The organism is Bacillota bacterium (assembly GCA_023511455.1).
Lineage (GTDB): Bacteria > Armatimonadota > HRBIN16 > HRBIN16 > HRBIN16 > HRBIN16.
Map to the genome: position 1 here is coordinate 1 of JAIMBJ010000002.1, position 22,735 is coordinate 22,735.

General features: G+C 60.5%; 18 protein-coding genes. 11 read left to right on the forward strand and 7 right to left on the reverse strand.

The genetic code is table 11. The features are described 5' to 3' along the window. Nucleotides 1-223: 223 nt before the first annotated feature. The 4 genes from K6U75_01260 to K6U75_01275 all read left to right on the forward strand — a co-directional run bounded on the left by K6U75_01260 (nucleotide 224) and on the right by K6U75_01275 (nucleotide 4,589). The gene (locus K6U75_01260) at nucleotides 224-1,558 is read left to right on the forward strand and encodes an extracellular solute-binding protein (protein ID MCL6473671.1); all 1,335 of its coding nucleotides are present in this window, start codon (nucleotides 224-226) and stop codon (nucleotides 1,556-1,558) included. Next, complete coding sequence (locus K6U75_01265) at nucleotides 1,555-2,442, forward strand: sugar ABC transporter permease (protein ID MCL6473672.1); 888 nt, start codon at nucleotides 1,555-1,557, stop codon at nucleotides 2,440-2,442. The genes K6U75_01260 and K6U75_01265 overlap by 4 nt, the downstream gene beginning before the upstream one ends. Then, nucleotides 2,442-3,260: a carbohydrate ABC transporter permease gene (locus K6U75_01270; GenBank protein MCL6473673.1), complete on the forward strand. Its 819-nt coding sequence runs from the start codon at nucleotides 2,442-2,444 to the stop codon at nucleotides 3,258-3,260. Before K6U75_01265 ends, K6U75_01270 begins: the two co-directional genes overlap by 1 nt. 321 nt (nucleotides 3,261-3,581) lie before the next feature. Continuing rightward, on the forward strand, nucleotides 3,582-4,589 hold the full coding sequence (locus K6U75_01275; GenBank protein ID MCL6473674.1) for a metallophosphoesterase: 1,008 nt from the start codon (nucleotides 3,582-3,584) through the stop codon (nucleotides 4,587-4,589). Nucleotides 4,590-4,603: 14 nt separating this feature from the next. On the opposite strand, the gene mnmG is transcribed toward K6U75_01275, so the two are convergent. Then, nucleotides 4,604-6,508 (reverse strand): tRNA uridine-5-carboxymethylaminomethyl(34) synthesis enzyme MnmG, encoded by a 1,905-nt coding sequence (gene mnmG / locus K6U75_01280; protein MCL6473675.1) that lies wholly within the window; start codon nucleotides 6,506-6,508, stop codon nucleotides 4,604-4,606. A gap of 446 nt (nucleotides 6,509-6,954) precedes the next feature. On the opposite strand from mnmG, the gene K6U75_01285 reads away from it, so the two are divergent. The 4 genes from K6U75_01285 to xerC all read left to right on the forward strand — a co-directional run bounded on the left by K6U75_01285 (nucleotide 6,955) and on the right by xerC (nucleotide 10,850). Beyond that, a complete protein-coding gene (locus K6U75_01285; GenBank protein ID MCL6473676.1) occupies nucleotides 6,955-7,713 on the forward strand; it encodes a PEP-CTERM sorting domain-containing protein in 759 nt (252 codons plus the stop codon). Nucleotides 7,714-7,824: 111 nt separating this feature from the next. Continuing rightward, the gene (locus K6U75_01290; GenBank protein MCL6473677.1) at nucleotides 7,825-8,580 is read left to right on the forward strand and encodes an S-methyl-5'-thioinosine phosphorylase; all 756 of its coding nucleotides are present in this window, start codon (nucleotides 7,825-7,827) and stop codon (nucleotides 8,578-8,580) included. 10 nt (nucleotides 8,581-8,590) lie between these two features. Continuing rightward, the gene (trmFO, locus tag K6U75_01295; protein MCL6473678.1) at nucleotides 8,591-9,937 is read left to right on the forward strand and encodes a methylenetetrahydrofolate--tRNA-(uracil(54)-C(5))-methyltransferase (FADH(2)-oxidizing) TrmFO; all 1,347 of its coding nucleotides are present in this window, start codon (nucleotides 8,591-8,593) and stop codon (nucleotides 9,935-9,937) included. Beyond that, entirely contained in the window at nucleotides 9,921-10,850 is a 930-nt protein-coding gene (gene xerC, locus K6U75_01300; GenBank protein MCL6473679.1) for a tyrosine recombinase XerC, read from the forward strand. The genes trmFO and xerC overlap by 17 nt, the downstream gene beginning before the upstream one ends. Nucleotides 10,851-10,860: 10 nt before the next feature. Here xerC and K6U75_01305 read toward each other — a convergent pair whose 3' ends face one another. Continuing rightward, nucleotides 10,861-12,417, reverse strand: coding sequence for a hypothetical protein (locus tag K6U75_01305; GenBank protein MCL6473680.1), 1,557 nt, complete (start codon nucleotides 12,415-12,417; stop codon nucleotides 10,861-10,863). Between the two features lie 188 nt (nucleotides 12,418-12,605). Between K6U75_01305 and K6U75_01310 the strand changes: the two genes are divergently transcribed. After that, a complete protein-coding gene (locus tag K6U75_01310) occupies nucleotides 12,606-13,901 on the forward strand; it encodes a TolC family protein (protein ID MCL6473681.1) in 1,296 nt (431 codons plus the stop codon). Here K6U75_01310 and K6U75_01315 read toward each other — a convergent pair whose 3' ends face one another. From K6U75_01315 to K6U75_01335, 5 genes are all read right to left on the reverse strand, one after another. Then, on the reverse strand, nucleotides 13,902-14,462 hold the full coding sequence (locus tag K6U75_01315) for a hypothetical protein (protein MCL6473682.1): 561 nt from the start codon (nucleotides 14,460-14,462) through the stop codon (nucleotides 13,902-13,904). 227 nt (nucleotides 14,463-14,689) lie between these two features. Beyond that, nucleotides 14,690-15,601 (reverse strand): NAD(+) synthase, encoded by a 912-nt coding sequence (nadE, locus tag K6U75_01320; protein ID MCL6473683.1) that lies wholly within the window; start codon nucleotides 15,599-15,601, stop codon nucleotides 14,690-14,692. After that, nucleotides 15,568-17,094 (reverse strand): radical SAM protein, encoded by a 1,527-nt coding sequence (locus K6U75_01325; protein MCL6473684.1) that lies wholly within the window; start codon nucleotides 17,092-17,094, stop codon nucleotides 15,568-15,570. The genes nadE and K6U75_01325 overlap by 34 nt, the downstream gene beginning before the upstream one ends. A gap of 187 nt (nucleotides 17,095-17,281) precedes the next feature. Beyond that, nucleotides 17,282-17,845 carry a LemA family protein gene (locus tag K6U75_01330; GenBank protein MCL6473685.1) on the reverse strand — a complete coding sequence of 188 codons (564 nt, stop codon included), beginning with the start codon at nucleotides 17,843-17,845 and terminating at the stop codon, nucleotides 17,282-17,284. Nucleotides 17,846-17,857: 12 nt separating this feature from the next. Then, on the reverse strand, nucleotides 17,858-19,231 hold the full coding sequence (locus tag K6U75_01335; protein MCL6473686.1) for a tetratricopeptide repeat protein: 1,374 nt from the start codon (nucleotides 19,229-19,231) through the stop codon (nucleotides 17,858-17,860). 455 nt (nucleotides 19,232-19,686) lie between these two features. On the opposite strand from K6U75_01335, the gene K6U75_01340 reads away from it, so the two are divergent. Together K6U75_01340 and K6U75_01345 are read left to right on the forward strand one after the other, a co-directional pair. After that, nucleotides 19,687-21,411 carry an ABC transporter permease subunit gene (locus K6U75_01340; GenBank protein MCL6473687.1) on the forward strand — a complete coding sequence of 575 codons (1,725 nt, stop codon included), beginning with the start codon at nucleotides 19,687-19,689 and terminating at the stop codon, nucleotides 21,409-21,411. Between the two features lie 4 nt (nucleotides 21,412-21,415). Then, a complete protein-coding gene (locus tag K6U75_01345; GenBank protein MCL6473688.1) occupies nucleotides 21,416-22,732 on the forward strand; it encodes an AAA-associated domain-containing protein in 1,317 nt (438 codons plus the stop codon). Nucleotides 22,733-22,735 lie beyond the last annotated feature (3 nt).

Genomic DNA, 22,735 nt, shown 5'->3' on the forward strand with positions numbered 1-22,735 from the left:
GTGTCTGAGTATATGCCCGCTGTGGGGGGGTAGCGGCTGGTAGCCCTTGACAAACAACATAGACTTCAGCATGACAGCATAATGGCAGCATCATTGTCTTTCTGAGCGAAGCGAAGAATCTCAGAGATGCTTCACACTGTTCAGCATGACACGCGGAAGTAGCCGCAGGCCTTAGCCTGCTTTTCAGCATCACACGAAAGCCAACGTAGGGGGTACAGCGAAAATGAAATATATCAAACACACCCTGCCTGCGATAGCCATTGCGCTAGCTGCGGTGGTGGTCGTCTCTTGCGGTAGACAGTCCACTACTGCCACCAAAGAGCTGGAGGTCGCCTGCTTCAAGGGTGGATATGGCATTGACTTCTTCGAGCAGGCGGCGCGCGAATACGAACAGCAACATCCGGGCGTCAAAATCAAGGTATGGGGTAACCCGCGTGTGTGGGAACAGTTGCGCCCACGCTTCATTGCGGGCAACCCCCCCGACCTAACCTACCCCGGCTGGGGTATGGACCACTGGGCACTGGTGTACGAGGGGCAGGTTATCCCGCTGGATGAATATCTGGACAGCCCGCCCTACGGTAAAACCGAAGGCAAATGGCGCGATACCTTCGAGCCTGCCCTGCTGGAGCTGTGCCAGTATCAGGGCAAGACCTACATGCTACCCTACTTCTTCAGTATGCTCGGCTGGTGGTACAACAAGGACATGTTTGAGAAAAACGGCTGGAAACCACCACGCACATGGAGCGAACTGCTGGACCTCTGCGAGAAGATTAAAGCCAAGGGCATCGCGCCCATCACCTATCAGGGCATCTACCCCGCCTACGCAGTCAGCGGGTTCCTCATCCCGTGGGTCATCAGCGCGGGGGGCATTGAAGCCTTTGATGACGCGCAAAATCTCGTGCCGGGTGCGTGGAAGTCGCCGGCGTTCCTGAAAGCGGCACAGATGATGGACGAGCTGCGCCGCCGTGGGTATTTCCAGGAAGGTGCAAACGGCATGGACCACACCGGGGCGCAGATGGAGTTCATTTCAGGACGCGCCGCGATGATACCCTGCGGCACTTGGCTGCACTCGGAAATGCGCAACGTGTTGCCACCGAACTTCCGCATGGGGTTCTTCCTGCCACCGGTGCTGGACGACGGCAAGGGCGACCCGACCGCCGTCGGTATCGGCATCGAGCCGTGGATGGTTCCCACCAAGGGCAAAAACCGCGAACTCGCCATTGACTTCTACAAATATATGACCTCGCTGGAGAAGGCGAAGCAGTTCGTGGAGCAGAAGGGCACGCTGATGTCCATCCGCGGTAGCGACCAGGCAAACTTCCCCGAGCATCTGAAAGAACCCGTCGAGGTGTTCCGCAGGGCGAAAACCGTCTGGTCGGTGGAGTACCGTCAGTGGTACCCCAAGCTGGGCAAGGCGGTAGAAGACGCCACCGCTGCGCTGCTGTCGGGCAACATCACGCCCGAGCAGTTTGTCGAGCGACTGGAAGCGGCGGCGGAGGCGGCACGGCAGGACAAGAACCTTCCCAAGCACACCTACAAACGCGGACAGGGGCGATGAGCGGACGTTCCCGCGGGATATTCATCGCCGGGTTTCTGCTACCGGCAACGGTGCTGTATGCGCTGTTCGTGGTGGCGCCGGTGCTGCAGGCGTTCGCCTTCTCGATGTATCGCTGGCGGGGAATTTCGGAAAGCCGTACCTTCATCGGACTGGAGAACTTCCGCCAGATCTTCGCGGACCCCATTGTGTGGCTGGCGCTGCGACACAATCTGCTGCTGTTTGTGGGCACAAGCATCGTCATCCTGGCACTTGCGCTCGCGCTGGCGCACGCCGTCGGGCACGACTCGGGCACGGCGCGTTTCCTGCGGGCGGTGTACCTGTTTCCACAGGTCATCTCGCTGGTCGTGGTGGCTGTGCTGTGGCTGTTTATCCTCAACCCTTCCTTCGGCATCCTGAACGGCGCGCTGAAGGCGGTCGGTCTGGAAGCGTGGGCGATTGCGTGGCTGGGCGACAAACGCACTGCGCTGGCGGCGGTGGGCGTGGCGCACGTGTGGCACGCGCTGGGGTTTTATATCATGCTGTTCAGTGCAGCCCTGCGCACCATCCCGCACGAGGTGATGGAGGCAGCGACGCTGGATGGGGCGGCGGGTCTTGTGCGGTTGCGTCACGTGACCCTGCCCCTGCTGTGGGCGGTGCTGCGGATTGCTTTGGTCTACATGGCAATCGGCACGATGAATATCTTCGCGCTCGTGTTCCTGATGACACAGGGCGGTCCCGACCGCGCCACCGAGGTGATGCTGACTTACCTGTATGAGCAGGCGTTCAAACACAGCGACTTTGGCTATGCCACCGCGCTGGCGATAGTGAACTTCATGGTGGTGATGGCGCTGAGCGGGGCGATTCTGGCACTGCTTCGCCATAACCCGCAGGAGGGCAGGGCGTGATGCGGCGCGTGCTGATTGGTGGCGGGTTGTGGATATTCGCCCTGTCGGTGGTCGTGCCCCTGCTGTGGGTGCTGATGACCGCCTTTAAGACGGGACCCGAAATCTTCACCTCGCCGTGGGGCTTGCCTCGGTCGCCGCAATGGCAGAACTTTGTGCGGGCATGGCAGGAGGCGGGCATCGCCCGTTACTTCATGAACAGCCTCATCGTTACCCTCAGCACGCTGGCAATCCTGTTGCCCATCGGCGCGATGGCGGCGTATATCTTCGCCCGCTATCCGTTTCGCGGCGCGAACTGGCTGTTTGGGGCGTTCCTGGGCGGAATGATGTTCCCGCTTTTCCTCACTATAGTGCCGCTGTTCTTGCTGCTGGCGCGGCTGGGTTTGCTGGATACCCTGCACGGCTTGACGCTGGTTTATGTGGCGTACTCCCTGCCGTTTACGGTGTTCGTACTGACGGGCTTTTTCCAGACCCTGCCCCAGGAGCTGCTGGAAGCGGCGCTGATTGACGGCTGCGGCCCCGCGCGGGCGTTCTGGAAGGTGATGCTGCCGCTGGCGAAGCCGGGAATCATCGTGGTGGGAGTGTTCAACGCGATTGGCTTGTGGAACGAATATCCCCTCGCGCTGGTCATCATGAGCAGCGACGAGAGGCGCACCCTGCCACTTGGTATCGCCAACCTGCTGATGGTGGAACAGTACCAGAGCGACTGGGGCGCGCTGTTTGCAGGGCTGGTGATTGTGATGCTGCCCGTGCTGTTCGTGTACTGGCTGTTCCGCGACCGGATCCACGAGACGATGGTCGCTGGGGCGTTGAAGGGGTAGAGAAGCGCAATGAGGGGGTAAGGGTTGTAGAGTATGGCTGGGAAATGGACTGTCCAACCACGGGGCTTTGTAGATGTCGTCAAGACGGTAAGGCAGGGGAATACGCAGTGAACTGCGAATCCCCAGGATAAACGCCGACGAGTTGACCGTTTGGGTGGCGGGGCACAGCTGCGTCGCAACCAACCTGTAGGTATGGCATCCAATATCCCTGTTGCAGCGCCGGAACTTTCTTTCTATCTCAGCGAGGGATTGTGACGGGACTATGCAGTTGGCTACAGCGGTATACGTTTGTCATCCATGTGCGAAAGGGGGTAAGTCGCCGTGCCGGTGAGCAGGCTTTTTCGTTTCATTCTCTGGAATGACATGCACGTTCGCGCAGCGCAGGTACCTGACAGGTCCGAAGGCTACCCTTTAGCCAACGAGAAGGCGCTTTGGGCGTTGGAATGCGCGAACGGTCAACATGGTTGCGAACCGCCGGATTTTATCCTCTCGTTAGGCGACATCGTTGACGGCGAAATTCCGGACTATCGCGACGATTTCCGCACGTTGAAAAACCTTCTGCTGAGCCGCCTGAAGGTGCCTTTCTTGCCGTGCGTCGGTAATCACGAAAACGGTCAGGGCGAGGGCATCCCCGAACGATACGTTGCCTACGACTGGTGTTTTGGCGAGGGATGGCGTAATTATGTGTTTACGTGCAAGGGAATTGGTTTCATTGTCGTGGATACCAGTGGTGCTCACCGACTCGGCGACGCAGTAACGGAAGCCAGAAATGCGTTCCTGGAGCGGGCTTTCCGTTTTCTGCAAGGTCGTCCCGTTATACTGGCAACTCATGTTCCACTGGTACCGATGCGGGACGAAGAGGTTTTGAAAGCCAGTTTCGGTTTTGACAGCTGGAAGGTTCGAGATGAGCGCACTTGCAAAGTCGTCCACGCACACGCCCATCAAGTCATTGCTGTCTTCAGCGGTCATCTCCATCTCACGGCGGCGAAATGGGTCAACGGAATCGCACATATCGTCCCGGCGGGAACGGCGGGCTACCCGGCAGATTTCGCGTCGGTGGACGTTTACCCGGAAAAGATAACGGTTCGGATGCATCGCGCGCCCCAACCGCTTTTGGACAGGAAGGGGAACATCCACGGCACCCCAAGACACAAACAAGATTACACCGATGCCGACCACCCCACGCATGAACGTTACCTTTGGGGCAACCCCGAGGAGCGGGAAATCACCATCCAGCTGCAAAATGCGAAAAGACCCGCTAGCCGACGAGAAAGGCTACGTGTTTACCACGAGGTTGGAGCTGGCACATGGAAAGAGGTTGCCTATTAGAGGCAACCGAGGCGTTACCCAATGGCTCGGCGGGAGTCTACCCCTCCAGCGGGTTCCATTACCCTGCTCTTCAAATGTATCAACAGCGCAGCGATATCGGATGGGCGGACGCCCGGGATGCGCGATGCCTGCCCCACACTGCGGGGGCGCACCCGCGAGAGCTTCTCCCTTCCCTCATGCGACAGACCGCGCACCATGCCGTAGTCCATATCTTCGGGGATAAGCAACCCCTCGAGCCGCTGGTGTTCCGCGACCTGCTGTTGCTGCCGTCGCAGGAAGCCCTCGTACTTCGCCGCCAGCTCGATCTGCTCCGCCACCTCGCGCGAGGCAGGCTCGTCCACAGGCGCCAGTTGCAGCAAGGTCTCGTAGGTGACCTCCGGACGGCGCAGCAGGTCATACAGGCTGGTGGGTCCGTCCACCGGCGCGAGACCGTGTTCCTGCAACAGCGGGTTGTGCCTGCCCGTGATGACGGTTTGCTGCAACCGGCGCGTTTCGCGTTCGATGGCATCCCGCTTGGCGGTAAATCGACTCCATCGCTCATCATCCACCAGTCCCACCTGCCTGCCAATGGGTGTCAGGCGCAGGTCGGCGTTGTCGTGGCGCAGGGCGAGGCGAAACTCTGCGCGGGCAGTCAGCATCCGGTAGGGGTCCTGCACCCCCTTGGTGATGAGGTCATCGATCAGCACGCCGATGTAGCCCGTGTGGCGTTCCAGCACCATCGGCTCGCGCCCCTGCACGAACAGCGCGGCGTTGATGCCCGCCACCAGCCCCTGTGCTGCGGCTTCCTCGTAGCCGGATGTGCCGTTGATTTGCCCCGCGAGGAAAAGCCCTTGCACCTCGTGTGTCATCAGCGTGGGCTTCAGCTGGTCGGGGTACACCATGTCGTACTCCACTGCGTAGCCCGGGCGGATCATCACCACCTCTTCCAGACCGGGCAGGGTGCGCAGGAAAGCCAGCTGCACCTCCTCGGGCAGGCTGGTGCTCATGCCCTGCACATACAGTTCGTTCGTCTCCCAGCCCTCCTGCTCGAGAAACACCGGGTGCGACTCCTTATCGGGGAACCGCACGATTTTGTCCTCAATGGAGGGGCAGTAACGTGGACCCACGCCGGTAATCCTGCCGCCGTATAGCGCGGAGCGGTGCAGATTCTCGCGGATGATGCGATGGGTCTCTTCGGTGGTGCGCGTTTGCCAGCAGGGCAGCAGTTCGCGCGGCGGGTCCAATCGTTCATGTACGAACGAGAAGGGCGGCGCGTTGGGGTCGGATGGCACCACCTGCACACGCGAGAAATCCACGCTCTCTTTAGCGACACGGGCAGTGGTGCCGGTTTTGAATCGCCCCAGCCGAAAGCCCAGCTGGCGAAGCGATTCGGACAGCCCGACGGAAGGCGGCTCGCCCGCCCGTCCCGCACGGATTTGCTTCTCGCCGATATGTATCAAGCCGTTCAGAAACGTACCCGAGGTGATTATCACCGCCTTCGCCCGCAGCTCCCGCCCGTCTTTCAGGCGGATACCTTCCACCTTGCCCGCGTGTGCAACAACCTCTATCGCCTCGCCCTGTATCAGGTCGATGTTCGGCTGCGACTCCAGCACGGCGCGCATGTAGCGCGGGTAGAGCTGTTTGTCGGCGTGGGCGCGAAGGGTCTGGATAGCCGGTCCCTTGCCTGTGCCCACGAAGCGGATGTGGGTCAGGTTCAGGTCAGTGGCAATGCCCATCTGCCCGCCGAGGGCGTCGATCTCGCGCACCAGATGTCCTTTGGCGGGTCCTCCGACGGAGCAGTTGCAGGGCATGTGCGCTACCCGTGTGGGGTCGAGCGTGATGACAGCGATGTGACAGCCCATTCGCGCCGCTGCCAGCGCCGCCTCGCACCCTGCGTGTCCTGCACCCACCACAATGATGTCGAACCTGTTCTGGTTCATCTCCCGCGCTGCTTGCAGAATATCGCAGGCGTATTATACCCGATTCTGGCGCGCAGGACGCAGGAATATCCCGGCAGGCGAATCGTGGCGATAGATACCTGTAGAAGTTACGCAGTTCAAAGGCTGCACGAAAGTTTGTAACCTGAAGAGACAACTTCTGTCATTCTGAGCGAAGCGAAGAATCTCTTTTGTGGCTCTGAGATGCCTCGCTTGCTCTCAGCATGACAGTAAATCGTCTCCGCAGTCGTTGAAAAATGCATGGCTGGTCAGGTGCCTATTGCAACTGCGTAAGTCCTAACCTGTTAAAAATACGGGAATCCTTTCTGATTTTGCCCGACATATTGACAGGTGCTGCTGGACGTGCTACACTGGCTCTGGCGCAATAGCGGTGTCATGTTTTCACACGCTTTGCTCCAATCTCGGTTTGCGAAAGGAGGTTCCATACCATGCGAAAGTGGCACGCGCTTCTGGTTGCGGCATTCACGCTGTGTGCGATGCCGACCTTCGCCCAGCTCCTCACCGACTTTGAGGGCTACCAGCTGGGTGCTAATGGACAGGTGATGTTCCGCTTACCGAACTTCTCAGGTTCTACAGCAGGCTTTCTGGAGTCATCACCGAATCTGGCAGCCATCAGTGATGAGAAGGCGTTGTCCGGCACGCAGTCGCTGAAGGTCTCGTTCCAGTTCAAAGCGGCGCAGACCAACCCCTGGGTGCGTCTGACCACGTTCAATGCGGCAAACCTACCGAACCCCATCATTTCGGTGACCCTTCCGTTCAGCTTGTGGGTATACGTGCCTGCGGAAACACCGGATTTTCGCTTGACGCTGGGATTGCGGGAGACCAACCCTACGGGACCCATTGGTGGAAACGGCGGCACCTCCGGCCCTATTGAGTTCGTCGGCGCACCATCCAAATCGGGCAACGCACCTGCAGGCAAACTGATTACCACCAAGGGGCAGTGGGTCAACGTGGTATTCGACATCCCGAACGAGCCTGTGGTGGCCTTCACTGGCAACGGCATTCTGCAGTCGACCACTGGCAAAGCGGTGCTGGAGTGCCTTGCCATCACCCCGGCAGACAGCAGCGTCGTAGGGCCCTATACTTTCTATCTGGATAACCTGGCGGTCGTGCCCGAGCCGTCCACCGTCGGCGTGCTGGGGTTAGGGCTGGCGGGTCTGCTGTTGCGAAGACGCCGTTCCGCGTAACCCTGCGTGTCTATCACGAGCCGCTCGCGGACTGCGGGCGGCTTTGTTGTTCGATACAGGTAAAGGCACCTTCCATGGATAATAGTTCATTATGGAAGGGAGGCGAACAGCATGTTTGCGCTAATCGGCGGTACCGGGATGAGCGATTTGCCGGGCTTCACGGTAGAGCGCAAGCGTGTGTTGTGTACCCGCTACGGCGAGGCAACGGTACTGGAAGGGCATTTGAACGGCACTCCGCTGGTTTTCCTCCCGCGACACGGCGAAGGGCACACCCTGCCCCCGCATCGCATCAACTACCGTGCGAACATGCTGGCGTTACAGCAATGCGGTGTGACGCGCATTATCGCCACTGCGGCGGTTGGCTCGCTCAACCATTCCATGAAGCCGGGCGACTTTGTGCTGATTAGCGACTTCATCGACTTCACCCGTGAGCGACCACTCACCATCTTCGACCGACCGGGCGAGGTCGTGCATACCGATTTCACTCAGGCTTACTGTCCCGAAATCCGGCATGTTCTGGAGCGCACCGCCGAGCCGCTGGATGTGCCTGTGTACTTCGGGGGCACCTATCTGTGCGCCGACGGACCGCGCTACGAGACCCCTGCGGAAATCCGGATGTTCGCCTACTGGGGTGCAGACGTGGTAGGCATGACCGGCGTACCGGAGGTGGTGTTTGCCCACGAACTCAGGATGTGCTACGCGGCGGTTGCCATTGTCACCAACTGGGCGGCTGGCATCAGTCCCTCGCGCCTCTCGCACGAAGAGGTGGTGGCAATTATGGCGGAAAGACGCCCCCTGTTGCTGGAGTGGCTCGGTCGTGCGTTTCAGGCGATACCAGAGACAGCCTGTGCATCCTGCGGCAGGTGATCAGGATATCATGTGGCGGGGAGGAATACCGATGGCAGCGATGAGCTGTGTCACTATCGTCGGGGGAGGATTCGCAGGCTCGGAAGCGGCATGGGCGGCGGCGAACGCCGGAGTGCCGGTGCGCCTGTATGAGATGCGACCGGTGCGCCAGACACCTGTTCACCAGACGCCGTACCTCGCCGAACCGGTTTGCTCGAACTCGTTCAAATCGAACCTGCTCACCACTGCTTCTGGACTGCTGAAGTGGGAGATGCGGCAGCTGGATTCCCTGGTGCTGCAGTGCGCGGAGGAGGTCGCCGTGCCTGCCGGAGAGGCACTGGCGGTAGACCGCCATCTGTTCGCACAGGTGGTGACCCAGAGGCTGGAGGCGCATCCGTTGATTGAGATTGTCCGCGAAGAGGTTACCGACATCCCTGCCGAGCGCCCGCTTATCATCGCGACCGGACCGCTCACTTCTGACGCACTGGCGCAGGCGATTGCCCGCTTGACCGGCAGCCAGCGTTTGTATTTTTACGACGCGGTCGCGCCCATCGTGGACGCGCTGACGCTGAACATGGAGCGTATCTTCACGGCGTCGCGCTACGGCAAAGGGGATGCCGCCTACCTGAACTGCCCTATGACGCGCGAGGAGTACGAAGCCTTCGTGGACGCTCTGCTGGCAGCGGAGACCGTTGAGCCTCACGACTTCGAAGAGCCGCGCTACTTCGAGGGGTGTTTACCCATCGAAGAAATCGCCCAACGAGGCAGGGATGCCCTGCGATTCAGCCGCTTCAAGCCAGTGGGGTTGCGTGACCCACGCACCGGCAAGCGTCCGTACGCGGTGTTGCAGCTGCGCCAGGAGAACCTGCAGGGCACGCTGTACGGTCTGGTGGGCTGCCAGACGCGCATGAAGTGGGGCGAGCAGAGGCGCGTGTTCCGCCTGATACCGGGGCTGGAGAACGCCGAGTTCGTGCGCTATGGGGTGATGCACCGCAATACCTACATCCATTCTCCCACCCTGTTGGAGCCGACGCTGCAGCTGCGTTCGGAGCCATGCATCTTCTTCGCGGGGCAGATTACGGGCGTGGAGGGCTATATCGAGAGCGCAATGTGCGGCATCGTCGCGGGAATGAACGCGGCAAGGCTGGTGAAGGGGCTACCCCCAGTGACCTTGCCTGCGGACACGATGATGGGCGCGCTGCTGGAGTACATCAGCCGCTACCCGGGTAAGGACTTCCAGCCGATGAACGCGAACTTCGGCTTGTTACCGGAGCCGCAGCCTCCCGTGCGTGACCGCCAGCAGCGAATCGCCGCGAAGGTGGAACGGGCACAGGAGGCACTGCGGTGGTTTCTGACGCAATATGAACACGCCAGATGAGCGCTACGAGTGGATAGACGCCTTCATCACCGACCTGCGGCATCGCCGCCGCGCGTCGGAGAACACCGTGCGCAGCTACATGCGCGACCTCGTGCAGTTCGCTGAGTTTTTGGAGCGGAATTACCCCGAGGTGGGCTGGGAAGCGGTGCAACCGGGCATCGTTCGCGCGTTCCTGGCGGAGCTGCACCGGCTGGCGTTGTCGCCGCGCAGTGTCGAGCGCAAAATCGCGGCGCTGCGGGCGTTTTTCAAATACCTGCGGCATCGCGGATTCACATCGAGTAACCCCGCACAGGCGGTAACCGCCCCCCGACACGACCAGCAATTGCCCAAAGTGCTGGCGCAGCAGGAAGTAGAACAGCTGCTCACCGCGCCGCAGGGCGAAGACCCCCTGTCCATCCGCGACCGCGCCATTCTGGAACTGCTGTATGCCAGTGGGATGCGCGTGGGCGAGCTGACCAGCCTGCGCGTGCAGGACATCGACTGGAGCCAGAACGCCATTCAGGTCACCGGCAAGGGAAACAAGACGCGGGTGGTGCTGTTCGGACGGGCGGCGCAGGAGGCACTGATCGATTACCTCAACCGCGCTCGCCCGGTGTTGTTGCAGAAAGGTGGGGGCAGAGACGAAGGCTGGCTGTTCCTGAACCATCGGGGAACCCGCCTGACCGACCGCAGTGTGCGTCGGGTACTGGACCGCTACGCACCAGAGCTGTCCACCGCCTTCAAGCCCACTCCCCATTCCCTGCGCCACTCCTTCGCCACCCACCTGCTGGACAACGGCGCAGACCTTCGCACCGTGCAGGAGCTGCTCGGTCACGCCAACCTGACCACAACCCAGATTTACACCCACGTCAGCCGCCAGCGGCTCAAGGAGGTGTACCGCAAGGCGCACCCCCGCGCTTCTGAAGAAGAGTAACTGTGGCTCACTAACGGGAGCTGCTGTGCGTGGAAGGTTTCATACTGCGGTGCTGCGCGACCCATATCTCCGACGTCTCGCTGGGTACCTGAATGGTAGTCTTGTGCTCCGGATGACCGTCAATCCAGAACTCATAGACCCACCCCTTGCCCAGCGCGATGTCGACGCCGTCCGTGCCGACACGGAGCTGCGGTGAAGGCGAAAACGCCAGTGGCGGGTATGGGTCTGTAAATGCTTCCTTACGAGACACCACTACCGTCGCTTCGATCGGCTCACGGGAACCGTCTGGATACTGGGCGTATGCACGCAGGCGGACGGTCTGCTTTAGGTTATCCGCACGGTAGCCCGCTACAGCGTCGGTATGCACCGTGTATACGTTCTCTCCGGGCACGACGTCGCCCGGCTTCAACCCCGTCTTGAGTTGAAGAGATTTGTCCTGTAGCAGGCGGTTTGCGATTCGGGCAGATGCCTCCGACAGCCAGTCGCGCTCGGTATGCAGCTGTTGCTGGATACGGTCCAGCAGCGGGTTGATGTCTTTCCCCCGCCCGCTCCTTTCCTCGGGCAGCCATAGCACCGCTTTCGCGATGCCCCGCAACCAGACGTGCCAGTAGGCAAATCCCTGCGCATAGGGGGGAACCTTCACCGGCTCTAGCATCGGTTCCTTGACTTGCCCTGTCTGCCTCATCTCATCCATTTGCGACTGGACGTACCGCTTGAGCCATTCCTCCCGTATCTTTGGGGAACTAAGAATGCGAATATTCAGCAGATTCCATCGCTTGAAGGTCCCCGCGTGGGCAGGAGGTTCGACCGGAACTGGCCGGGAATTGTCGTTGGTGAACTCCTTCACCAGTAAAGTAGATGTCGATGCTCCCGACGGATGCGGGGCGAAGCGCGGCGGTGGATTCAGTTGTTTCCACTCGCCGTCCTCGCCGGGGAAATCCTCCGCACCTACTACCTTCCTGATTCCCTCGTCGGAAGGGGGCGCAGGACGATAGGGAAGGAACTCCCGCGAAATGATGACGGGGACAACCGCGTCCCACCAGCCGCGGTCGATCAACAGCTTCGCCAGCACCTCTCCTCGTTTGGAGAACAGATACGCCAGGTAATACTGTTGGTCGCTGTCGTAGCGCAGACTACCCGCGATACGCGAACCGCTGCGGTCAGCAGACAGCTCGCCCACCAGAAGCCCTTTGCCGAACGCCATCAGCCGCAACTTGCCCAATCGGTTGCGCCTGTCCTCCACCCGGAAGACCAGCTTAATGGTGTCACCATCGGCATAGAAATGCGCCCAACCTCCCTCGTCCGGTACCTGGAGTGTCAAGATGCGCCGCTCATCGAAGGTCTGCACTCGCGGCTGTTCGACGGGGTGGTAGGCGGCGACGTTGGCGGTGAGCTGTAGGTATCGGCTCGCTTTGTGGTAGGGGCTGTAGAACCGGTCCCAAACACCGACGTAAACACGGATTTGTTTGTCGTGAGGCAGGGGAACCAGCGGGTGTGCGCTCGCCGATGCATACCCCAACAGAAAGAGGGCAACAGCGCAAATGTTCCCCACTGCTCGTGCGACCATGCACCTGCACCTCCTCGTGTAGAGTACTGCCCAGTGTGATTTTATCACCAAGCCCGATAAGCGTCAATACACCCGCAAAGAGGGACGCGCTGTTTGAACACCCCTCGTATCACCTGAACTCCAGCAGTGACAGGAAGTGCGACAGATGCGTAGTATTCTATTAGCAAACATCACATGGAGGTGCTTTGGTGAACGGAGCAATCATCTGGATGGTGGGCTGGTTACTGGCACTCTCTGCGCCGGTATGGGCGCAACAGATGCTGACACTTTCGGATGCGTTGACGGCTGCGGAGCGTCAAAATCCCCTGCTACAAGCAGCGCGGGCACGCCGTGACGCAGCACAGGCGCGAGCACAGATGGCATCTGCCATGCTGCTGCCACAGGTGTCGTTATCCGGCTGGCTGGCGCAAGGGACGGTGGACAACATGCTGGCGTCGTCGCCGGGGGTGATGCCCGACTCGATGCGGATGGCGCCACGCGACCAGTTTGCCGCGTCACAGCTGAAGCTATCCGTTCCATTGTTCACTGGTGGACGGTTACAGGGCATGATTGGTGCTGCTCGTGCGGAGAGAGACGCGATGTCTGAGGAAGTACGGGAAACGGTTCAGGAGGTGCGTTTAGAGGTCACCATGCGCTATCTGCAGGCGTTGCTGCGCAGGCAGCTGGTGGAGGTGGCGGAGAAGCGGTATCAGGCGCAGCAGGAGCAGACGGCCGTCATCGAGCAGTTGTACGAAAGCGGTAAAGCGCCGCTGGCTTTCGTGTTGCGCAGCCGCGCGGCGGAGGCAGAGGCAAAGCAAGCATGGACTACCGCCCGCGCCGAGTTCCGAAAGAGCCTGCTGAACCTTCAGACCAGCATCGGTGCAACACCCGGAGAGGAAATAGACCTGCCGCTGCATCAGGAGCCTGTGTTTAACCTGCCTGCCACCCCGGAGGCAGCAGTAGAGAGGGCACTGCAGCAACGCCCTTCGCTACAGGCGCAACGAGCTCGGGTGCAAATGGCGAAACTCGATCGACTCGTTACCGAAGGAGCGATGCGCCCGCAGGCGTACCTGACAGCTTCGCAGGACTGGGTGAAGGTGCAGGGCATGTCGGCGCAGTCCGGTTACACGGTGGCGCTGGCGATCAGTGTGCCGGTGTGGACAGGTGGGCAGCTGCAGGCGCAGGTTCGGGCAGCTGCGGCTCGCGAGCAGGAGCAGATGGCTTTGTGGCGTGGACAACAGCTTCAGGTGGAGAATGAGGTGCGTCAGGCATGGCTGGATATCGAAACGGCTGCGGCGAACATCGCTACGGCAGAAGCCGCTCTTAAGGATGCGGAGGAAGCATACCGCGTGGCGACGTTACGGGTAAACGAAGGGAAAGCCCCCCTCGTGGAACAAATCGACGCCCTCGCCGCCCTGACCGAAGCACGCACCCGCTTGCTGGAGGCGCAGACAGAGCACAAGCTGGCGCAGGCACGCCTGCTTCGGGCGATAGGAGAACTGTAGCTATGTCGTTTGCTTGCGCAACAGGGCGATGAACAGCGTGGAGCGCGTCTCCTGGATAATCACCGCTTGAAAGTGTGTGATGTCCCAGCCGTGCGATACCAGCTCGTTCAGGTGCTGTTCCATCAGGCGGTCATCAGTGGTACGCACGATACGGTACTCTACCGTTGCCAGTTTGGCGGTGTCCTCCTCGCCATGCAGGATGTGATACAGGGGTTTGACGTGGTGTTCCAGCATGGCGTCCAGCGGCATCTCCATTTCCGCCTCACGGGGTTCCAGCCCGAGCCACACACGCCCTTCGCCGTCACGATAGATGATGAAGCCTGCTTCCACCACCACCTCTTCTTGAATGTCTGGTTGAGAGAGCATCTGCTGGCAGTGTTCGGCGTTCACCATCCACATATGCGAGTGGCGCGGTAATCCGATGGCACTGTACTCGTGGTCGGTACGCACCTCGCCTGCCACTCGCTCCAGTAACATCCCTCCCTTGACCGCGGAAGCGACCACGGATGTGGGGACTGCGCAGAAATTACGATGCAGCCAGTCAGCGTACGTTCGTAACATGTCAAGCCCTCCTCTCCACACGAACGCGTCGCTGCGTGATGCACCCTGCATACCGCTTCAAGGCTACAAAGGACGGGTCAATGGTCTGAAGTTTCGCGCTCACGCGGCGTTCCGCGTATTGCTGCCCAATTATAACATTCGAGCAAATGTTTGTCAAACGATAATACCATCTGCGCTAAAGATAGGTGGCTCGGCGGTACACTCGCAATGATACCGGCAAAAAAGATTCAACACGCTGTCAGCGGCGGCGACAACAGGCGTTGAGCACGCCCGTTCAGGGTTTGCACATACCGCACCTGCGCTGGCGAAAGCCCGACTTCTCTGGCGATAGTTTCTGCGTCCATCCCCCGCTCCAGTCGCCAGAGCACCCTGTCCAGCGTCGCATAATCCAGCCCTATCGCCAGCTCGTCGGTCAAGCCGGGCAGGAGGTCCGGCGAGGGGGGGCGGGCGATAATCTGCTGAGGGATTTGCAGGTATTCTGCCAGTGCGCGCACCTGTGTTTTGTAGAGGGTAGCCAGCGGGGCGATATCCGCTGCCACATCGCCGTACCTCACGAACAGACCCGTTGCCAGCTCGGTCTTATTTGCGGTACCGGCGACCAGCAGGTTAAATCGCTCGGCGTAGTAGTAAAGCACGGTCATGCGCAGGCGGACTTTCACCCGGTGATAGGCGACCGTCTCGTTCAGCCATGGACCGCGCAATCCCCGGGTGCCTGTCATCACTGCGGAAAACGGAGTCTCTCCTTCGGGCAGGGTCTTGCGGAACTGCTCATAATAGTGCTGCACGGCTTTTGCCTTCAGGCGACGGCCAGGTATCAGCCACAGGGGCACTTGCCGATACACCCCCAGCAAGGCGAGCGGTAGGGTTAATCCAACGGTTCGGCAGCGGATGCCCAGGCTCTGGGCGAGCCGGCGTGCCAGCTGCTTGCTTTCGGGCGCGCTATCGCGCTCCGGCAGTATCACCCCCAGCACGCCATCAGCCCCCAGAGCCCGGGCAGCAATAGTGGCAACCACTGCCGAATCGAGCCCTCCACTCAGCCCAACGACCACCCCTTCGCGGCGAAAATCCTCTACCGCGTTGCGGATAAAGGTGGTCAAACAGGCTACTACGTCCTCTGGCTCGATGCGCAGCTCTTCCAAGAACGGTTCCTGCCCCCTTGAATCTCGCTCAGGTACTCCTGTTGCCAGATAGGATCGAACTTCTCCCGTAGCCTCTCGTCGTAAGCGACCAGTCCCTGATAGTAGCTGGGGTCTCGCAGTGCGTCGGCTGCAGACTCATCCTCCGGCTCGGGGCGGTATCGGTCGATCATCGCACGCCCGTCGCGGTGATGGTCACGTATCGAGCAGGGGATGAGCCAGTTGCCGTGTTCCTCCGGTCGTTGCTTGCCGAAGCCGTAGTCCCACTGCCATTGCCGGATGGCGCGGAAGTAGGGCAGGTCATAGATGTCGTCCAGCGTGCCGCCCCGACGATAGATGTCGTGGATGTTCACCGCCGAGTAGGGCACGAACACACAGGGCATCACCTTGCCGCTCCAGTCGATGTACAGGTAACCTGCGTCGCGCCCTGCAGCGATACAGCCATCGCTGACGGTTCCGCAGTTCCAGAAGTCCGCCAGCATGATGTGACGCTCCCGAATAAGTTGCCAGGTGCGTCGCCACATCCACACTCGCTGTTCCGGTGTGGGCAGCAGCTCCAGCGTATAGCCGCGCCCGATGGGCATGTACTGGAACAACCAGCCGAACACCGCCTGCTGCTGCTCAAAGAAGAAATCCACGAACTCGTCAGACAAAATCTCCTCGGCGTTATGGCGTGTGGCAGTGAGCGAGATGCCAAAGACCACCCCCGCCTCGCGCAGGTGTTCCATCGCTTCCAGAATGCGCCGGAAGACGCCCTTGCCACGCCGCGCGTCGGTACGCTCCTCCAGCCCTTCCACCGAAATGGCAGGCACGATGTTACCCGCCTGCGCCATCTGTTCGGCAACGCGCCGGTCAATGAGCGTGCCGTTGGTGTACATCATGAAGAAGCAATCTTCGTGCTCGGCGAACAGGTCCAGTATGCCCTTGCCCTGTGAGCGATATGCCAGTGGCTCGCCGCCTGAGATGGTGAAGAAACGCATGCCCCACAGCGTTTTCGCCTCACTGACAATCCGGTGCACAATGTCCCACTCCAGTTTGTCCACAGTGCCCTGGCTGGAGTTCGCATAGCAGCCGATGCAGTGCAGGTTACACACCTTTGTGGGGCTGAGCACCATCGTAATCGGAGGGGCATGTCCTTCATGCCGTTGCATGAAGCTGCACTCCGCGGTTTCGATGTCTTCGTTCTGGCGCAGGATGGTGTTCACCACCAGCACTCGCAACAGCCGGCGGACCACCGTACGGGAGACCTGCCTGCGCTCCATTGCCCGGTCAATGGAGCGTATCAGCGCGCGCATCAGGTCCACCTTATCCCGGGTGACCTGCGGAGGTCGGTTCGGGCTGGCACTCGTTTGCAGGTGCGCCAGCAGGTGCTTCTCCAGTTGCCGCATCACTGCACGGCGCAACCTGTCATTCCACAACGCTTGCTCGGCAAGAGACAGCAGGGAATCCAGGCTTCCTTCCACCGCTTGCTGCAACACAGTCCCTCTCGCGCTCATGGGCGAACCTCCTTCACCTCCGTTTTGTCAAGGAGCCTCAAGGATGCTCGGTGAACCTCCTCGTAGCCGCAGGCTTCAGCCTGCATCAAGCCTTTATGAAACGGCTCGGCTGGAGCCTCGCCCTGCAGGGGCATTTGCACCCCAGTATTATGAGATAGCACACAACGGGTTGCTTGTCAAGGTACAGTTAAAACTGCACCTTCGGTACCTCTCTCTCCTGTGGAGCTGCCTCGAAGAGAGGCATCTCCTCTGCCCATACGCTCTGCGCCACCAGCACGGCGGGGAAGGTCTTCTGATACACGTTGTAGTTGGTCGCTGCCTCGTTGTACAGTTCGCGGCGGTCGGCGATTTGCTCCTCCAAATCCGCCAGGGTGCGCTGCAGGTGCAGGAAGTTCTCGTTTGCCTTCAGCTCGGGGTACTGCTCGCCCCACACGATGATGTTGCCCAGCAGGCGTGACGCCTCCTGCTCCGCCTGAATACGCTGTTTGCGGTCTTGCGCGCCCAGCGCAACCGCACGCAGCTCGGCGATACGCTCCAGTACCTGCTTCTCGTGCTGCGCATACGCCTTTACCGTCTCCACCAGGTTCGGGATGAGGTCCCAACGCTGTTTGAGCACCACATCCACGTTCGCCCACGCGCGCTGTGCCTGCCCGCGCAGGTTCACCAGGTTGTTGTAGGCGGCGATGACCCATATCACCAGCACGCCTCCGATGATGAACAGCACAATCGCTAACGTTGACATTCCTGCCATTCTTGTAACCTCCTAGTACGGGTAAGTGTATTCCTGACCGACGTACTCCGTCACCACGCCCGGGTTCAGCAGAATATACAGCACGCCCAGCAGCATGATGACACCGATGATTGCCAGCACCAGTCCCATTCCCGAACGGCTGGTGTATACCTTGCTCTCCTGCCCTTCCAGCACCACCATGCATTTGTGGAAGCGGTCGTACTGCAGGCGCATCTCATCGCGTGCGGTGCCGGGCAGGTCGCGTTCGTAGTAGCGTGCCCAGACGGTTACCGTCGCGTTGGGTGGGATGTAGCTCACCCGCGTGCGCACATCACCCACGTGTGCAAACCAGGGGAACGAGCGCACCGGATGATAGTTGTAAAACAGCGCGATGTGGTCGGGGTAGAACTCCGCCCCTTCCACCTCCACAATCGCTTTGCCCGTGCCGTCGTCCAGTATGAAGTCGACCCTGTGCGTGGCGCTGTAGATGGTCTCCCAGCGGTAGACGGTGCGCGTTTTCCAGCTTTTGCTCTGCGAGTCATAATATCGCTTTATACGGCGCACGTAACGCTCGGAGAGTTCGCTGATGTAGATGCCGGGGATGTCTCCGACCTGACTCTGCACCACGCCAAAGGCAGGTTCCGCTGTGCCGCGCACCTTGAGGAAACCGTGCGACGCGCTGCGCAGACGTGCCAGCGGGGTGTTGCGCAGCAGTTGCCCCTGTTGCCATGTGCGCGCCGCGAAGGCGAGGCAGGCGACGCTTGCGAGGGTCAGCCCACCCGCCACCCAGCCGTCTGGCTCGGGCTGCAACTGTTGGCGGATGAGTAACGCCGCCAGCGGCAGCATCATGGTCACCCCGCCTGTTAGCAGAAGGCTCAGGAGGACCTGCGCGGGCAGTGCGCCCCTTTGCCAGCCGCTCGCCCATTGCAGCAGTAACATCAGGCACACAAACGCAAACAGCGAAGCCACCGCAATCGGTGCGAGGAGGCCTGCAGTGGGGACCCTGGGCAGCGATTCGGTGGAATAAGGTACGCTGGGAAGACGCGGGGCTGGGGGACCCGGCGACGGAAGGCGGCTCAAGCCGATATTTGCCCGACGGATGAGATCGGAGCCGGAGGGGGCAAGTTCCAGGCACTTCAGGTACCAACGGCGCGCGGTATCGTACCTGCCCAGCTGGTGCGCCCAATCGGCGGTGCGGAAGGCAATCTGAGCGCGTGCGGTATCGTCGGGGGCGAGCGCATACGCCTTCTCCAGCACCTTGAACGCACGGTCGAATTCGCCTTTCTCCCAAACCTGTCGTGCCCGCGCAAACTCCTGTTTCCACGCGGGTGAGGCAGACGTTTGTGCCTGAGCAGACGCCGCGCACAACGCGAGCGCCAGTATGGCCAGGGGCAGTATCGTTCTCATCGCTCCCTCTCGGAAAGACACCGCACGCAGGCGAAAGTTGCGTTCACCTGTTTAGATTCACCGGATAGATTCGCGTTGCCTGCTGTCAGAGGGCGCAGATTGCCTTCAGGTCAGCCCGCATCATCGACACACAGTTCGCGGCGTTGCAGGTGTTGTCCGTGGACGGCTCAGTGGGAGCTTCGCCCTCCAATTGGTGCCTGCGCATTACCATTACCTGGCGGGCGGACCTCCGGTGAGCCGTAAACGCGGTGCTCTTCTTGTCTCATCTCCTTCCTGCCATGTATAATAAGGTGGTAATATCCGCATCGGTTATTTTGCTCGCCTGAAGCCGTCAGGTGCCCCTTGCGCTCGGACTACCGGGCTTTGACAAGGAGAGCGGGCAGGTGATTTACCCCTTGCCCGTTCCAAGGTGTGTTTGTCGTGCGCCTTCATCCTTTTATGGAGAAATCGTGCCGATGCATTTTCTGAAATCGCCAATCTACGAGCTCAAACAGACGACCCGGGAGTTTCGGTGGAGCGATGCCTTCGTTTTGCTGACCATCACGGCATTGCTTTATCTCGGGGTGCATTTCGGTTTTCATGCACCGGAGGTGGTCAAAGGCCCCGGCATTGTGCTTCACCCAACTGCGCTGCCCTACTATGCGTTGCGCTCGGTGATTCGCATGGGGGCGGCGTACATGCTGTCGTTAATGTTCACCCTGGTTTACGGTTATGCAGCAGCGCGCAGCCGTCGGGCAGAGCAGATTCTGTTGCCCACGCTGGACGTGCTGCAGAGCGTGCCCATTCTGTCGTTCCTGCCTGTAGTTTTGCTGGGGCTGAGCGCAATCTTGCAGGAGCAGCTGGCGGCGGAACTGGCGTCTATCGTGCTCATCTTCACCAGTCAGGTGTGGAACATGACCTTTTCGTGGTACCAGTCGCTGACCACCCTGCCCGGAGACCTGCGCGAGGCGGCAGCTATCCTGCGGCTGAACTGGTGGCTGAGGATGCGCAAGCTGGAACTCCCCTTTGGCGCGATTGGCCTTATCTGGAACAGCATGATGAGCTGGGCGGGGGGATGGTTCTTCCTGATGGCGGCAGAGATATTCACGGTAGGCGAACGAGACTATCGCCTGCCCGGGCTGGGCGCGTATCTGCGCGAGGCGTCGCATCAGGGAAACATCGCGGCTATACTGTGGGGGCTGGGCACACTCGTGCTGGTGATTGTGCTGCTGGACCAGCTGGTATGGCGCCCGCTGGTGGCGTGGAGCGAAAAGTTCAAACTGGAGATGATCGAACAGGAGACGCATGCCAGCTCGTGGTTCTACGACATCCTGCGCTCCTCCAGGCTGTCGGAAAGGGTATCGGCTTTCTGGGAACGGATTGGGGAGCGAGTGGACGCCTGGACCCTGCGAGTATGGCCCTTCCGCCCTGAGCGCGCGCCCGAGCAGGCGCAACGTCAGGATGTTGCCTGGAGGCTTTTCTTTCTGGCGATATTGCTGCTGGTTGCTTACGGCACGCTACGTGCTCTGCATCTGCTGATTCAGGTGCAGCTGTCGCAATGGCTGGCTATTTTGCAGGGCGTTTTCATGACCGCGCTGCGGGTGGCTTTGGCACTGGCTATTGCCTTCGGCTGGACGGTTCCGCTGGGAGTGTATATCGGCATGAACGCGCGGCTCGCCGCGTGGTTGCAGCCGCTGGTGCAGATTGCCGCGTCCATTCCAGCCACCGCGCTGTTCCCTGTCTTCGTGCTGATGCTGCTGAACCTGCCCGCCGGTTTGAACATGGCGGCGGTGCTTTTGATGCTGACGGGCACACAGTGGTATCTTCTATTTAACGTGATTGCGGGTACCATGTCCATCCCGCAGGAGTTGCGCTTTACCGTCACCCTGCTGGGGATGAACCGCTGGCAGAAGTGGCGCGTGCTGATATTGCCCGCGCTGTTTCCGTATCTGATTACCGGCGCGATTACCGCCAGCGGAGGTGCATGGAACGCCAGCATTGTGGCGGAATACGTGGAGTTTGGTGGACGCACCCTGCGTGTCACCGGACTGGGAGACCTGATTGCCGCCAGCACCGCTGAAGGTGATTTTCCCATGCTGCTGGCATCGACGCTCACCATGATTCTGACGGTCGTACTCGTGAACCGTTTGCTCTGGAGACGATTGTACCGGATTGCCGCATCACGCTACAGGATGGAGTGAAGAAATGAACAATGGACAGACACTGGTAGAGCTGGAGCATGTCAGCCAGGTGTACGCCACCGGTAGAAAGCGATTTTATGCGGTACAGGACATCAACCTGAGTATTAACGAGGGGGAGTTCGTTTGTTTGCTGGGTCCTTCGGGTTGTGGCAAGAGCACGCTGTTGCGTTTGATTACGGGACTGCAACGTCCGACGGAGGGTGTCGTCCGCTATCGTGGGCAGGAGCTGCAGGGTGTCAACCCGCATGCCAGTATTGTCTTTCAGACCTTCGCGCTGTTCCCATGGTTGTCGGTGCAGGAGAACGTGGAGGTCGCCCTGAAGGCGCGGGGAGTGCCGCCCAAACTCCGCACCGCGCGCGCCCTGGATTTGCTCGACCGGGTGGGACTGGACGGCTTTGAGAACGCCTATCCGCGCGAGCTGTCGGGCGGGATGCGCCAGAAGGTGGGCTTCGCCCGTGCCATGGCGGTGGAGCCAGAGCTGTTGTGCCTCGACGAGCCGTTTTCCGCGCTGGATGTGCTCAGCTCGGAAGCGTTGCGCGGCGAACTGCTGGAGCTGTGGCTGGACGGTAAAATCCCCACCAAGACCATCCTGATGGTCACGCACAACATCGAGGAAGCGGCGGAGATGGCAGACCGCCTGGTCATCATGGGTACGTCACCCGGAAGGATTATAGCTGAGGTGAACGTCGACCTGCCGCATCCCCGGCACCGCAAGTCCCCCCAGTTCTTGAAGCTCATCGACCACATCTACGCCATCCTTGCCGGACAGACTCAGCCCGAGCCGGTAGAGATGGGTACCGCGCCCGGCAAGCCCGGCGTGACCCGATGGCTGCCCCAAATCCAGATTAGCGACCTCGTGGGGTTGCTCGAGCACCTCGCCGAATCTTCAGAGCCCACCTACGACATTTATCAGCTTACCGAAGACTTCGGTGCGGACTCCGACCTGGTGCTGCGCCTGATTGATACGGCGGAACTGCTGGGCTTCGTTCGCGTCGGGCAGGGTGACGTGATGCTCACCCCGCTGGGCGAGACCTTCAGCGAGGCAAGCATCCTCACCCGTAAGGAGATATTCTCCACGCGGATTCGGAGGCTACCTATCTTCCAGTGGCTGATCAACATGCTGCAGATTGCCGAGAACCAGAGTCTGAAGCGCGATGTGGTGCGCCTCGCGCTGGAGCTGGAACTGCCCCCGGCGGAGGCGGAGAAGCAGCTCAACACCATTATCGAATGGGGGCGATACGGTGAGCTCATCGCTTACGACGATGAGACCGAGATGCTGATGCTGGAGCCGCTGGCAGGTCAGGCGGTGGCCACGCATTGAGAG

Bases quoted from the DNA above. Each gene is read 5' to 3' on its own strand.
- K6U75_01260 (MCL6473671.1), top strand. From the start codon at position 224: ATGAAATATATCAAACACACCCTGCCTGCGATAGCCATTGCGCTAGCT.
- K6U75_01315 (MCL6473682.1), bottom strand. From the start codon at position 14,462: ATGTTACGAACGTACGCTGACTGGCTGCATCGTAATTTCTGCGCAGTC.
- K6U75_01345 (MCL6473688.1), top strand. From the start codon at position 21,416: ATGAACAATGGACAGACACTGGTAGAGCTGGAGCATGTCAGCCAGGTG.
- K6U75_01335 (MCL6473686.1), bottom strand. From the start codon at position 19,231: ATGAGAACGATACTGCCCCTGGCCATACTGGCGCTCGCGTTGTGCGCG.
- trmFO (MCL6473678.1), top strand. From the start codon at position 8,591: ATGTGGCGGGGAGGAATACCGATGGCAGCGATGAGCTGTGTCACTATC.
- K6U75_01270 (MCL6473673.1), top strand. From the start codon at position 2,442: ATGCGGCGCGTGCTGATTGGTGGCGGGTTGTGGATATTCGCCCTGTCG.
- K6U75_01325 (MCL6473684.1), bottom strand. From the start codon at position 17,094: ATGAGCGCGAGAGGGACTGTGTTGCAGCAAGCGGTGGAAGGAAGCCTG.
- K6U75_01305 (MCL6473680.1), bottom strand. From the start codon at position 12,417: ATGGTCGCACGAGCAGTGGGGAACATTTGCGCTGTTGCCCTCTTTCTG.
- K6U75_01340 (MCL6473687.1), top strand. From the start codon at position 19,687: ATGCATTTTCTGAAATCGCCAATCTACGAGCTCAAACAGACGACCCGG.
- K6U75_01330 (MCL6473685.1), bottom strand. From the start codon at position 17,845: ATGGCAGGAATGTCAACGTTAGCGATTGTGCTGTTCATCATCGGAGGC.
- mnmG (MCL6473675.1), bottom strand. From the start codon at position 6,508: ATGAACCAGAACAGGTTCGACATCATTGTGGTGGGTGCAGGACACGCA.
- K6U75_01290 (MCL6473677.1), top strand. From the start codon at position 7,825: ATGTTTGCGCTAATCGGCGGTACCGGGATGAGCGATTTGCCGGGCTTC.
- xerC (MCL6473679.1), top strand. From the start codon at position 9,921: ATGAACACGCCAGATGAGCGCTACGAGTGGATAGACGCCTTCATCACC.
- K6U75_01285 (MCL6473676.1), top strand. From the start codon at position 6,955: ATGCGAAAGTGGCACGCGCTTCTGGTTGCGGCATTCACGCTGTGTGCG.
- K6U75_01265 (MCL6473672.1), top strand. From the start codon at position 1,555: ATGAGCGGACGTTCCCGCGGGATATTCATCGCCGGGTTTCTGCTACCG.